Below are 13,521 nucleotides of genomic sequence, written 5' to 3' on the forward strand. Positions count from 1 at the left end.
GTTTTTGCGAAACCGCTACTATTATCTGACGCTTAAAAAGTAGCTTTACTTCCGGCGTAAACTTTTATTTAGCCGGTAAATATTCTCTTGCTGATGTACGTAAAGGCAGCAAAGAGATAAATATTAAGTACCAAGACAAAATTAGATGGCTATATTTTAGTTCTATGTCTCCGTTATGCTGGCAAGAATCTTCTGGTTTACTTATAGGTAACTTGCCGGCAACTTCCAGCAGGATACGGGCGGATTCTTTAATCTAATTTTGTACACTTGCTTAACTTAAATATTTAAAATAAGCCGCTACTATCGGGTTACCAGCCAGCTTGGCTTAAACAAAACATGGGAATTGCGCAACGCTTTAAACAGAGAAAACAAAATTTGCTTCGGTTCCGGAAGCAAGTATCTAAAGTTGCCGATCGGGTTGCCTTTTTCCTGAGTTTACTCGCTTTTTTAATCATGATCTATGATTTGGGGTTTACCTACAACCTGGAAACCGAGCGGGCTATTCACCGGGTAAATTCTTATCTGGTCGTTATTTTTTTTATAATACTGGCCGGGCGTTTTTTTGCGCTTTTTAATTTTAAAAATATTACCCGGGAGCGCACCTTAGAAATAGCCATACTAATATTTTTTTTTCTGGCCCTGTGCATGCGCTTTTTTATGCGCCACAGTTTTTTTGCCGATATCGGCTGGATTACCTTTTTTAACAGTGCTTTATTTACCCGGTTAGTATTTGTTTATATTTTAATTGTACAGCTTTCCCGGCAAAATATTGGACTATACCGGCTTACTTTTAGTCCGGCCTTGCTGTTTATATACAGCTTTCTTTTTTTAATTGTGGCCGGCGCCGGCTTGCTGCTTTTACCGCGCGCAACGCACCAACCCATTCATATTCTGGATGCTTTTTTTACCGCTACCAGCGCCGTATGTGTTACCGGCTTAACCGTAGTAGATACGGCTACCGTTTTTACGCCCTTCGGTAAAAAAATAATATTGCTCCTGATTCAGTTGGGGGGCTTAGGTATTATGACGTTTACCAGTTTTATCGCCTTGCTTTTTCAGCGCAACAGCACTTTCCAGAACCAGTTGTTTTTGCAAAGCATGGTAAACGAAGAGCACCTGGGGCAAACCTTCCGGACCATTATAAAAATAGTTGCCGTTACATTAACCATTGAGGCAATAGGAGCGGGCTTTATTTTTATGAGCATGGATAACCAGCTTTATCCCAATCAAACCGGCGACCAATGGAGCTTTGCTATTTTTCATGCCATTTCAGCGTTTTGCAACGCCGGTTTCTCTACTTTAACCGATGGCCTTTACGATATCCGGATCCGGTATAATTACAACTTGCAGTTGGTTATTTGCGGGTTAATTATCTTGGGCGGTATTGGGTTTCCGGTAATATTTAACGTATACAAGTACCTGCAACACAAGAGTCAGAGTTCTTACTACCGCGTGTCGCGGCGCAAAGATTTCCGCCATGCCCCGCGGTTGCTTTTGCTCAATTCTAAAATTGTACTTATTACTACGGCTATTTTATTGGGGATGGGCACCTTGCTGTTTGGCCTGACCGAATACAACTACGCCTTGCAGGAACATAGTTTTTACGGTAAACTGGTAACGGCTTTCTTTGGCGCGGTTACGCCCCGCACCGCAGGGTTTAATACCTTTAACATGGCCGCCCTAACCACACCCACCGTATTAATTTATTTATTGCTTATGTGGATAGGGGCCTCGCCGGCCTCTACGGGTGGCGGTATAAAAACCACTACCATTGCTATTGCCTTCATGAATGTAATTAATATTGGCAAAGGCCGCGAACGGTTAGAAATAATGCAGCGGGAAGTGCCTAACGAATCGGTAAAAAGAGCTTTTGGCGTAATATTCCTGTCCTTTATGATTATTGGACTCAACGTATTTCTGATTTCCCTGTTCGATTCGCGCCACGATTTACAGGCGGTGGCTTTCGAGGTGTTTTCGGCGTTTAGTACGGTTGGCCTTACCCTGGGCCTTACCCCCGAACTAAATGCCTACAGCAAAGTGATTATTATGCTCACCATGTTTTTGGGCCGGGTAGGGGTAATTACATTTGTATTGGGTTTAATTGGGCAGGCCAAAGCCAAACATTACCGCTACCCCGCCGAAAATATTATTATCAGCTAATAAAACGATGAAGCCGGCGGCGGTTATCTGTGGACGAAGCGGGCAAATAGATAACGGCAAAATATAGCTTGCTTACGTGTATAATTTTGCTTTAAAGCGCAATATTTATGAAATACATTGTTATTGGATTAGGTAATTTTGGCTCTACGCTGGCTATGGAACTCACCGCCATGGGGCACGAAGTAATTGCCATTGATAAAAATATGGCCAAAGTAGATACCTACAAAAACCATATTACCCATACCATTTGCCTCGACTCCACCGACCAACAAGCCCTGCATACTTTACCCTTAAAAGAAACCGACGTGGTGGTAGTGGGTATTGGCGAAGAATTTGGGGCCTCCGTTATGACCACCGCCTTGTTTAAGCAACTCAACGTAAAACGCATTATTGGCCGGGCTATTTCTCCAATTCACCAGAAAGTGCTCGAAGCCATTGGCATCGACCAGATTGTGCGCCCGGAGCAGGAAGCTGCCGAACGCTTGGCCAAAAGGCTGGAAATGAAGGGGGTTATCGATTCTTTTGACCTAACCGACGACTACAATATTATAGAAGCCACCGTGCCGGCCCGGTACGTAGGCCGCAGCATCTCCGAATCTAATATCCGGAACGAATTTAATGTAAACGTACTTACCTTGCTGCGTTTGCAGGAGGGCATAAAGCTCTGGAGCAACAGCAATTCCCGGCGGGTAATAGGCGTGGTATCGGCCGATACTACTTTTAAAGAAGGTGATATAATGGTATTGTTTGGCCGGATAAAAGATATTGAACGCTTGCTGAAAGAGGAATAAGCCTCGCTTAACCCACCGGCAACCGGTACAATTATTAGGTGCCTGGCCCCGCTGCAAAGCGCTGCTAATATATTAAGTAAATTCTCGCCGCATACTTAGAGTTATAACTAAGTTTCTAAAGCATTATTTTCTAAAAACGAACTCCAGCAGAGGTATAAGAATAGCTTTAAATGTATTTTAAGGCCTATGAGTATATTTTTATAAATGTAATGAAACAGGTAAATTCTAGGTAATATTTTAAATAAATTAACTAAAAATTAAATTATGCCGTTAAAATAATTGGCTATTGGTATAACTTTTTGTAAGTTAATCCGGAATAAGGTTTAAAATTTAAGGGTGTATGGATGATGTCCGGCTATTAGGAAATAACAATGGTGTATTTGGTAATTATAGCTTAAATCCGGCACTGCTGGATGAAGTATTTAACCCCGAAGGCGATCATGTACCGCATTATAATCTGATTTTAGATCAGTTTAAACAATTTTCGCCGGAAGATTTTAAAGAGCTAAACGAGCACGCCAAGGTTTCCTTTTTTAACCAGGGTGTAACGTTTGCGGTTTATTCCGATAAAAGGCGCGGCGTAGAACGCATTTTTCCTTTTGATTTATTCCCGCGAATTATTCCGGCCCAGGAATGGAACCGGCTGGAGCAGGGCGTTATTCAGCGCAATGTGGCCATTAACATGTTTATTTACGACATCTACCATAAAAAGAAAATATTAAAGGATGGTGTGGTGCCGCCCGAATTAATTTTTAGCTCTAATAATTACCACAAAGCCATGCTGGATGTTAATCCGGTCGGGAATATTTACAACCATATTTCGGGTACCGATTTAATAAAACACAGCGACGGAGAATATTACGTGCTCGAAGATAATGTGCGGTGTCCGTCGGGCGTAAGTTACGTGCTATCGAACCGCGAAGCCATGAAACGCACCTTGTTTAATTTGTTCCGGAAACACAACGTAAGTTCGGTACAAGATTACCCGCAACATTTGCTATCGATGATGCAATCTGTAGCCCCCGACGGCGTAGATGAGCCAACCTGCGTGGTTTTAACCCCGGGGGCTTACAATTCGGCGTATTACGAGCATTCTTTTCTGGCCCTGAACATGGGTATACCGCTGGTAGAAGGCCGGGATTTGTTTGTAGACAAAAACCAGGTTTACATGAAAACCATTTATGGTCCCCGCAAGGTTGATGTTATTTACCGGCGCTTAGACGATGCTTTTCTGGATCCGCTGGCCTTTAACCCGGAATCGATGTTGGGTGTGCCAGGCATAATGGGTGCTTACCGCGAAGGAAATGTTACGTTGCTTAATGCCCCCGGCACCGGCGCCGCCGACGACAAAGCCGTGTACAGCTACGTGCCCGATATTATTAAATATTATTTGGGCGAAGAAGCTATCCTGAAAAACGTGCATACCTACCGTTGCGAACTCGACAGCGATTATAAATACGTGCTGGAACACATGGAAGAACTGGTGGTAAAACCCGTCGATGAATCGGGCGGATACGGTATTCTGGTGGGCAGCGCCTCTACCAGAGAGCAACGCGAAGAATTTAAACGCATTATAGCTACTAATCGGCGCAAATATATTGCCCAACCCATTATGGCATTGTCAGTGCACGCTACGTACATCGAAGACGAAAATAAATTTGAGCCCCGCCACATAGATTTGCGCACCTACACCTTATTGGGTAAAGACAAACAATTTGTTTTAAAAGGCGGCCTATCGCGGGTAGCGCTTAAGCGCGGCAGCTTAATTGTAAACTCTTCGCAGGGGGGCGGCTCTAAAGATACCTGGGTGTTAGCCGATTAGTTAATGGGCTAATTAGTTAATGTGCTAATGGGCTGATTTGAAAATATAGGGCTTGTGTTCGGTTAAATTAATTAATGGTTTTATTAAAATATTAATCATAAAAATTTGCCCCGAGCCTTAAGTCTTCCTACTAATTACTTACTACTTACTTAAAACCAATATATGTTATCAAGAATTGGTAATAGTTTATTCTGGATGGGGCGGTACCTGGAGCGGGCCGAGCACATTGCGCGGTATACCAAAGTGCATTATGTGTCGTCGTTAGATGCGCCGCTGGCTCAGAGTAAAAGCTTTGTGCTTAAATCTATTCTGGATATGGTAGGCTCTTACGACGATTACTGCCAGAAATACAAACAACTGCACGAAGACCAGGTGCTATATTTTCTTACCCTGGATGAGCAGAATCCGTATTCGGTGCTGGCCAATGTGGGGTATATCCGGGAAAATGCCCGTGGCACTCGCGATTGTATTTCGATGGAACTCTGGGAAGCTATTAACCGCTTTTACCATACCGTAAATAATTACAGCGCCGATAAATTACAGCAAGAAGGCGCTTTTAACTTTTCTCAGTTGGTAGAGGTAAACAGTGCCGTAATAAAAGGTTATATTGCCAATACCCTTATCCGTAACGAAGAGTGGATGCTTATTTCCTTGGGCATACACTTGGAGCGGGCCGCATTAGTAGCCAAAATAATCCAGACCAAATTAAACGACATTGAAAAAATAGATGCCGCTAAACGCGGTGGCCCCGTACAAAATTACCAATGGACTATGTTGCTTAAAAGTGCCGAGTCTTTCGACATGTATAAACGCTTTTTTAAAACCAACCCATTTAGGCGCAACACGTTGGACTTTCTGTTATTTAACCCGGCTTTTCCCAAGTCTGTTGCTTTTAACTTAAATGTAGTACAGCAAAATATTCATGATATTGCTTTTCAGGAAGAAAAAGGCAAAGGCTCTATAAACTTTAAAATTGGTAAAATAGCTACGCAGTTTCAGTTCCTTACCGTAGAAGAAGTAGAAGAAAATACCATTGAGTTTTTAGGCAAAACCATCGATAAAATATATAACCTGGCGGGCTTGCTCGAAGAAAAATATTTATCGTTTTAAACAGGCCAAACGGTGGCTGCAAAACCATGCTTACAGAATATAATATTGTTTACCATACCCATAATACCTACGAAGCGCCGGTAACCGAAGCTTTGTTCGAATTTTTAGTGTCGCCTTGCCCGGATGCTACCCAAACCATTACCCAATTAACTTTTTTTAACTCTTTGGGCGTAGATGTTTATCACCACAAAAATACCTTTGGCTTTCAGCGCGATTGTTTCCGGGCAGTAAAGCCTTTTACCGATTTGGAGTTTTCGATGAAAGCTACCGTGTTAAAAGCGCCGCCTAAAATTATTGGCCCTTTACAAACTACGCTGGCCGAAGAAGAAGCCATACTGGCCACCCGTGAATTTTACATCGACCACCACCTGTTCTTAGAATTTGGTAATTACACCGCTATTGCCCAACAGTACCATCCTTTAATATTAAAGAAACGGCCCGACCAGACAATATATAATTATTTGTGGGAGCTGAAACAATATATTTACGACTTGCTGGTATACGATCCTGACCCTACTGATGTGCATACCAATGCCTCTGAAGTGCTGGAACTAAAAAAAGGCGTTTGCCAGGACTATGCGCATTTATTTATTTCTATGGCGCGCCATAACCGTATTCCGTGCCGCTACGTTTCGGGGTATTTAAACCAGGGCGATAATTTATTGGGTACGGCGGTTATGCACGCCTGGGCCGAAGGTTTTGTGCCGGGACACGGCTGGTTTGGCTTTGACCCGACAAATAATTTAGTAGCTAATGCCAACCACCTTAAAACGGCCCACGGCGTAGATTATAGCGATTGTAGCCCCATTAAAGGAATCCTGAAAACCAACGGCTCTAACCGTACCGAGTATAAAGTATTAGTAACGCCTACTCCGGTAAATTTTTTGCCCGGCATGGTGCCAGAAGCACGCAATAATATCTACTTTGCGAGGCAGTAAGCCACTCCCCTGCAGATTATTTAAGGCTACCAGCGCTAAAATATTGCCTTTACTACTGTGCGCAAGCCGGTCTTAATCTTCTTCTTCGAGGTAACTAACGGCGTGTATCTGGCGGGTATCCAGGTCCAGGGCGGTAAGGTGCCCTAACTGCAAGTCAAACACGCAGCCGCCATCAATATTTATAACTTTATTTGCTTTGTTGGCAGCCGTTATTTCAATTTCGGAGAGCGGAATAGGGGTGTGCCCGTGGACAATGGTTTTGTTTTTGGTATAGTGGGCATCGGTTCTGAAATCGCGGATCCAGAGCATGGCCGCGTGGTTCTGAAACGGATGGGCAGAATCAAAATCAAAACCGGCGTGCACGAGTAAATAATCTTCCAGTTCTACGTAAAAATCGAGCTGGTGCAAAAAATGCCAATATTTTTCCGGAATGGCCTTTAGTTTTTTTTCGCCAAAGCTGGCCATGGTTTGTTGCCCGCCGTTGCGGTACCAATGTTTTTCGTATTCGCGGCCTTCGGTGGCCTGCAACATCATGTCTTCGTGGTTGCCCATAAGGGTAGTAACCTGGTAGCCACTTTCCTGCATATATATAATAAAATCCAGAACGCCCTTGGTATCGGGCCCGCGGTCTATGTAATCACCCAGCAGGTATAATTCGTCGGTGGGTTGTAATTTAAGAACCTTTTCTACCAGGTATCGGAAAGTTTTATTGCACCCGTGGATGTCAGAAATGGCGTAACGACTCAAAGTAAAGTTTTAAAATAAGATAATCTTAATGAATAAAATAACTATAGTTTAGTAAAAGTAACAGGATATATTTTAACCAAATTTATAATTTTTTATTTTCTTAGAAATTTTATAGAGTTTTTTATTAAAGTACAGGGTACTCCTGCGGGTTAGCGTGTATACACCTGATTGTGTTGGTATTAATTATTTAATAGTGCCGTTTTAACTTAGCTTCTGAATAAATTCTTCCATTTTTTTTCGGGTGACCGCATCGGGTAAACGGCCGTAGCCAGCCTGCATGTTATCGGTAAGATGTTTGGGTTTGGCGGTGGCCGGAATAACGCAGGTAATGGCCGGATGCCCCAAGATATATTTCAGGAAAAACTGCCCCCAACTATTACAATCAAAATCGCGGGCCCAGGCGGGCAGTGGTTTATCTTTAACGGCGCTAAACAAAGCACCACTCTCGAAAGGCCGGTTCACAATTACCGCTACACCTTTATCGGCGGCCAAAGGTAATAATTTATTAGCAGCCTCGTGGGTGGTAATATTATAATTAAGCTGTACAAAATCGATGGGCTCGGTCTGGATTATACGAGCCAAATCGTCGAAAGCACTTGTGAGGTAATGCGTAATGCCCAGGTACCGGATGCGCTTTTCTTCTTTCCAGCTGCGTAAAGTTTTCAGGTGCGTCCGCCAGTCTACGAGGTTATGGATTTGCATCAGGTCGATGGGGTTGGCTTGCATTTCCTGCATCGAGGTTCCCATTTGTTTAATACCCGCCTGCTCGCCCTGCGTCCAGACTTTAGTAGCCATAAAAAGCTTTTTTTGCAGTTTCAGGTCAACGCTTAAATCGCCTACTACTTCTTCGGAGCGGCCGTACATCGGCGACGAATCTACCAAAGTGCCACCCATTTCGGCAAATAACCGCAAAACTTCTTTAACCTGGGCGCGGCTTACCGGCGAAGGACCTACATCAAAGGTTTGCCAGGTGCCCAAACCCACCACCGGAAGCAATTCACCGGTTTTAGGAATAGCCCGTTTAATTAAACTTGATTTATCCGTAGCGTTCATTGCAAGGGTATTAAAAATAGGCCCAAAACAAGCCAGTGCCCCAACTTTAGCAGTCAGGCGCAGCATATTGCGGCGAGTAAAATGCGGGCGTACCATAAATGTAATATTATACGTTCCGGGAATATTATATTTAGCTACGCACCCGGCCGGAGCAGGGTTTGTTTTGCCCAATAAACCCAATTACTTAAATTACTTAGTTAACTAAATGATCCGGTATCAATTAACCTGCTTTATCTTCTGTTAGTTAATTTAAGCCCGTCAAGTCAGCCGTAAAAGACTAAGTTTTATAATTATCTTTGGTAAATAAATACGGCGTTTTGCTGTACTCATGCATGAAAAAAAATATTATTAGTTTAGTTAGCCTGTTTGTTCTTTTGTCATTTTTCTTTGGGCCGGTAACGTTGGCCCAAACCTTACCCGAAACCGAAATTTATTTGTGCCGGGTAAAACAAAAGAAAAGCGTGTGGCAGATAGGTCAGCCCCAAAATATTACCCAGCGCCCCGGCTACGACAATCAGCCGGCTTTTACCCCCGATAATAAAACCATTTTATTCACTTCTATCCGCGACATACCGGCCACCGATATTTATGCCTACACCATCAAAAAGAACCGGCTTACCCAGTTGACTAGCTCTCCCGAAGGGGAATATTCGCCCACCATTACGCCCGATAAAAGAAATATTTCGGTGGTGCGGGGCGAGGAACAGCAAATCTGGCAGTTTCCGTTAAAAGGTAGTCAGGAGCCGGCGCGTTTGTTTAGCAACGAACGTAAAGTCGGGTATTTTTGCTGGTTAACCCCCGATAGCCTGGCCGTTTTTATGTTGGGCGAGCCGCACACCTTGCATTTGGCTACTACCGCCGGAAATTTATCGGAGCCATTAGCAGCCAATATTGGCCGGTCGCTGCACAAAGTACCGGGTAAAAATGCGCTAAGTTTTGTAAGTAAAGAAAATGGCGATGCGTGGGAAATTAAACAATTAGATTTGCGCACCCGGCAAATAATTACGCTGGTTAAAACCTTGCCCGGTGCCGAAGACTTTATCTGGACGGCCAACGGTTGGATTATAATGGCCCAAGGTCCCAAACTTTACCGATATAAACCGCAGCAATCTAAAGATTGGGAAGAAATTGCCGATTTTACCATTACCGGCCTAAAAAATATTACCCGTTTGGCGCTGGATGCCAAAGGCAAGCAATTGGCTTTTGTAGGAGTTAATTAGCCAATATCTATATTTATTTAGTCTATCCCTGAACTTTAATAAGCTTTATACAATTAATTTAATCAAGCCCTATAATTCTAAGATACAGTATTCATGTTTAAAAATATTAAATTATTGCTGTTGGGTAGTGCGGTAATAGCTTTGCCGCTAGCCGGACAAGCCCAGAAGAACCAGAAAACTACCCAAACCAAACAAGTAGAAAAAATTACCCGCAAAGGCAGCGAACTGGTAATACCTTATGAGAAATACGTATTGCCCAACGGCCTGACGGTGATTGTACACGAAGACCACTCCGACCCGATTGTGCACGTAGATGTGACGTACCACGTTGGATCGGCGCGCGAAGAAGTAGGTAAATCGGGTTTTGCGCACTTTTTTGAGCACATGATGTTCCAGGGCTCCGACCACGTAGCCGACGACGAGCATTTTAAAATTGTATCGGAAGCCGGCGGTACCCTTAACGGCTCTACCAACCGCGACCGCACCAATTATTACGAAACCATTCCCAGCAACCAACTCGAAACGGCCTTGTGGCTCGAAGCCGACCGGATGGGCTTTTTGCTGGACGCGGTAACGCAGCGCAAGTTCGAAAATCAACGCTCTACTGTAAAAAATGAGCGCGGGCAGAATTACGACAATCGCCCTTACGGCTTGGTGAGCGAAAAAACTGCCCAGGCGCTTTATCCGTACGGACACCCGTATTCCTGGACTACCATCGGCTACCTCGAAGACCTGAACCGCGGTACTTTACAAGACTTAAAAAACTTCTTTTTACGCTGGTACGGCCCCAATAATGCTACCTTAACCGTGGGCGGCGATGTAACACCCCAGCAGGTACTTAAATTGGCCGAGAAATATTTTGGTTCTATTCCGCGCGGCCCCGAAGTAAAAGATATGGACCTGCCAGCGCCAGTATTAACCCAAAACCGTTATATTTCCTACGAAGATAATGTGCGGTTCCCGCTGGTGCAGCTTACCTACCCTACGGTGCCGGCTTACCACCCCGATGAAATAGCCCTGGATTGTTTAAGCGATATTTTGGGCAGCGGTAAAAATTCTATCCTGTACAAAAACCTGATTAAAACCCAGAAAGCGACTAGCGCCAGTGCCAGCAACTACAGCGCCGAACTGGCCGGGCAGTTTTCGGTATCGGTTATGACTTTCCCAACCCAAACCTTGGCCGACATGGAAAAAGAAGTACGGGCCGCTTTTCTGGAATTTGAAAAAACCGGCGTTACCGATGATGCCTTAACCCGCTTTAAATCTTCTTCCGAGGCTAGTGCTATTTACCGCTTGGCCAGTGTTTCGGGTAAAGTATCGCAATTGGCGGCGCACCAAACTTTTACCGGTAACCCCAACCAATTGCCGCGCGAACTTAAGTTGATTCAGGGCTTAACCAAAGCCGATGTAATGCGGGTATATAACCAATATATTAAAGGTAAAAGCGCCGTTATATTAAGTGTGGTGCCTAAAGGCAAAACTGAGGCTATTGTCCACGCCGATAATTTTAAGGTAAACGCTGTTGGTTACAAAGCTCCCGCCGACCAGTACGCTGGCCTGAAATATATAAAAGCCAAAGACAACTTCGACCGCAGCAAACGCCCGGCCGCCGGAGCGAACCCAGTGGTAAAAGTGCCGCCGTTCTGGACCGACAAAATAGAAAATGGCATTAAAGTAATTGGTACCAAAAACGACGAGATTCCGACCATCACTATGTTGTTCTCGGTTAAAGGCGGTCACCGCCTCGAAGCCAAAGACCCTTCTAAAGCCGGTATCGCTTCGCTTACGGCGGCTTTGCTCAACGAAGATTCCGAAAAATATTCCGCCGAGGAAATCAGTAGTCAGTTAGAAAAGCTGGGTAGCTCTATTAGTTTTGGCAGCGATGCCGACGAAATGACGGTTTCGGTTCAATCTTTAGTTAAAAACCTGGATGCAACTTTGGCCTTGTTAGAAGAGCGAATGTTCCGCCCCAAATTTGCCCAGGATGATTTTGACCGGCTGAAAAAGCAGCGCTTGGAAGCCATTGCGAACCAAAGCACCCAACCTACGGTAGTAGCCAATAATGTGTACAACAAACTGCTTTACGGCGAAGGTAATATCATGGCGGTGCCGGTATCGGGTACTACGGCCAGTGTAAACAATATTTCTGTAGACGACGTGAAAAAGTTTTATGCCGATAATTTTTCGCCGTCGGTAACCAATCTAGTGGTGGTGGGCGATACCGAAGAAAACAAAATAATACCCAAACTGGCTTTCCTGAAAAAATGGGAAGCCAAACCGGTCCAAATTCCCGCCGATACCAAAACCGCCAGCATTGATAAGACGAAAATATTTATTGTAGATAAGGAAAAAGCAGCGCAATCTGAAATACGCATTGGTTACATGGCCTTGCCCTACGATGCTACCGGCGATTACTACAAACTCCGCATCATGAACTACATGCTGGGCGGGGCCTTTAGCAGCCGCATAAACATGAATTTGCGCGAAGACAAAGGATTTACCTACGGCGCGCGGTCCGGTTTTTCCGGCACCGAATATGTGGGTCCTTTTACCGCTTCGGCGGGCGTTCGGGCCAATTCTTCGGATAGCTCGGTAGTAGAGTTTATGAAAGAAATTAAGCGTATGCGCGACGAAGGCATTACCGATGAGGAACTGGCTTTTGTGAAAAGTGCCATGGGCCAGAGCGAGGCCCGTTCTTACGAAACGGCCTTTCAGAAAGCAGCCTTCCTGAACAATATTTTGCGCTATAACCTAGATAAAGATTATGTGAAGCGGCAGAACGAAATCTTGCAGAACATTACCAAAGAAGAAATAAATGCTTTGGCCAAGAAATACCTGCCTGCCGAAAAAATGCACATTACGCTGGTGGGCGATAAAGCTTTAATTAAGCCTGGCCTAGAAAAACTGGGCTACGAAGTAATGGAGTTAGATGCCGAAGGAAATCATTTAAAGCAAACCTCCTCCATTCCGGCCGAAACTAAAGTAGTGCCTTTGCCGATGGACGATAAAAAATCTAAAAAAGATAAAAAGAAAGCCGCAAACAAAGAGAAAACCGGCCCCGCTGTTATCCGGACGTTTTAATAATTAAAAGTTTAAACAGATTTATCAAAAAAGCCCTTGTAAAACTTACAAGGGCTTTTTTGTGTAAGATTATTCTGAGAATATCAGCTTTAACCCTAATAAAGCTTGTTATTGTTTAAGTAGTTTAATGTGGGTGGTTTTGCCGTTTAGTCGGGTAGTAACAATGTACATCCCCAGCGGCAAGTTGGCATTCAGCTGCAGTTGGGCTTTGTTGCTGCCTTTCTGCACGGTAAGGGTGCGCTCCAGTACTTTGGCTCCTACCGCATTGGTTACTAGCACGTGCATGTTACCGGCCGCTTCGGCATTAATATCCAGGTTTACCTGGCTGCTGAACGGATTCGGATAAGCAACAATCTGGTCTACTAATTCATCCATCTGTACAGCTTTCGGTCCAAAGTATTCGGATTTGCCGTCTGCATCCATTTGTTTGATGCGGTAGTAACGGGTGCCGTACTTGCCGTTTTCTTTGTCGTGGAAGGCGTATACCTGTTTAGCCGTAGTGTTGCCGTTCTTGGTTGGTACAAAGGCTAAATTCCGGTAGTTTTTGGCATCTTGCGATACTTCTATCTGGAAGCCGCTGTTCATCTTTTCCATGGCCG

The 13,521-nt window shown here is 44.3% G+C and carries 10 protein-coding genes; 7 read left to right on the forward strand and 3 right to left on the reverse strand.

The features are described from left to right. Window positions 1-336 precede the first annotated feature (336 nt). The 5 genes from ACO1R6_RS01485 (at window position 337) to ACO1R6_RS01505 (ending at window position 6,821) form a co-directional block, all read left to right on the forward strand. On the forward strand, window positions 337-2,160 hold the full coding sequence (locus ACO1R6_RS01485) for a TrkH family potassium uptake protein (RefSeq protein ID WP_486261692.1): 1,824 nt from the start codon (window positions 337-339) through the stop codon (window positions 2,158-2,160). 107 nt (window positions 2,161-2,267) lie between these two features. Next, window positions 2,268-2,951 (forward strand): potassium channel family protein, encoded by a 684-nt coding sequence (locus ACO1R6_RS01490; RefSeq protein WP_486261693.1) that lies wholly within the window; start codon window positions 2,268-2,270, stop codon window positions 2,949-2,951. A 340-nt stretch (window positions 2,952-3,291) separates the two neighbouring features. Beyond that, window positions 3,292-4,773 (forward strand): circularly permuted type 2 ATP-grasp protein, encoded by a 1,482-nt coding sequence (locus tag ACO1R6_RS01495; protein ID WP_486261694.1) that lies wholly within the window; start codon window positions 3,292-3,294, stop codon window positions 4,771-4,773. 162 nt (window positions 4,774-4,935) lie between these two features. Further along, on the forward strand, window positions 4,936-5,883 hold the full coding sequence (locus ACO1R6_RS01500; RefSeq protein WP_486261695.1) for an alpha-E domain-containing protein: 948 nt from the start codon (window positions 4,936-4,938) through the stop codon (window positions 5,881-5,883). A 26-nt stretch (window positions 5,884-5,909) separates the two neighbouring features. After that, entirely contained in the window at window positions 5,910-6,821 is a 912-nt protein-coding gene (locus ACO1R6_RS01505; protein ID WP_486261696.1) for a transglutaminase-like domain-containing protein, read from the forward strand. Window positions 6,822-6,893: 72 nt separating this feature from the next. On the opposite strand, the gene ACO1R6_RS01510 is transcribed toward ACO1R6_RS01505, so the two are convergent. Both ACO1R6_RS01510 and ACO1R6_RS01515 read right to left on the reverse strand, forming a co-directional pair. Continuing rightward, window positions 6,894-7,568 carry a metallophosphoesterase family protein gene (locus ACO1R6_RS01510; RefSeq protein ID WP_486261697.1) on the reverse strand — a complete coding sequence of 225 codons (675 nt, stop codon included), beginning with the start codon at window positions 7,566-7,568 and terminating at the stop codon, window positions 6,894-6,896. 201 nt (window positions 7,569-7,769) lie between these two features. Next, entirely contained in the window at window positions 7,770-8,717 is a 948-nt protein-coding gene (locus ACO1R6_RS01515) for an aldo/keto reductase (RefSeq protein WP_486261698.1), read from the reverse strand. A 236-nt stretch (window positions 8,718-8,953) separates the two neighbouring features. Here ACO1R6_RS01515 and ACO1R6_RS01520 point away from each other — a divergent pair, with 236 nt between their 5' ends. Continuing rightward, complete coding sequence (locus tag ACO1R6_RS01520; RefSeq protein WP_486261699.1) at window positions 8,954-9,841, forward strand: TolB family protein; 888 nt, start codon at window positions 8,954-8,956, stop codon at window positions 9,839-9,841. A 93-nt stretch (window positions 9,842-9,934) separates the two neighbouring features. After that, a complete protein-coding gene (locus ACO1R6_RS01525) occupies window positions 9,935-12,922 on the forward strand; it encodes a M16 family metallopeptidase (protein ID WP_486261700.1) in 2,988 nt (995 codons plus the stop codon). A gap of 108 nt (window positions 12,923-13,030) precedes the next feature. Here the strand turns inward: ACO1R6_RS01525 and ACO1R6_RS01530 are convergent. After that, on the reverse strand, window positions 13,031-13,521 hold a 491-nt coding region (locus ACO1R6_RS01530; RefSeq protein ID WP_486261701.1), incomplete at its 5' end, for a T9SS type A sorting domain-containing protein.

The sequence above is a fragment of the Adhaeribacter sp. genome (genome assembly GCF_057359045.1).

Excerpts from the sequence above, each read along its gene's own strand:
- ACO1R6_RS01485 (WP_486261692.1), top strand. The coding sequence starts at position 337 with ATGGGAATTGCGCAACGCTTTAAACAGAGAAAACAAAATTTGCTTCGG.
- ACO1R6_RS01490 (WP_486261693.1), top strand. The coding sequence starts at position 2,268 with ATGAAATACATTGTTATTGGATTAGGTAATTTTGGCTCTACGCTGGCT.
- ACO1R6_RS01495 (WP_486261694.1), top strand. The coding sequence starts at position 3,292 with ATGGATGATGTCCGGCTATTAGGAAATAACAATGGTGTATTTGGTAAT.
- ACO1R6_RS01500 (WP_486261695.1), top strand. The coding sequence starts at position 4,936 with ATGTTATCAAGAATTGGTAATAGTTTATTCTGGATGGGGCGGTACCTG.
- ACO1R6_RS01505 (WP_486261696.1), top strand. The coding sequence starts at position 5,910 with ATGCTTACAGAATATAATATTGTTTACCATACCCATAATACCTACGAA.
- ACO1R6_RS01515 (WP_486261698.1), bottom strand. The coding sequence starts at position 8,717 with ATGGTACGCCCGCATTTTACTCGCCGCAATATGCTGCGCCTGACTGCT.
- ACO1R6_RS01520 (WP_486261699.1), top strand. The coding sequence starts at position 8,954 with ATGAAAAAAAATATTATTAGTTTAGTTAGCCTGTTTGTTCTTTTGTCA.
- ACO1R6_RS01525 (WP_486261700.1), top strand. The coding sequence starts at position 9,935 with ATGTTTAAAAATATTAAATTATTGCTGTTGGGTAGTGCGGTAATAGCT.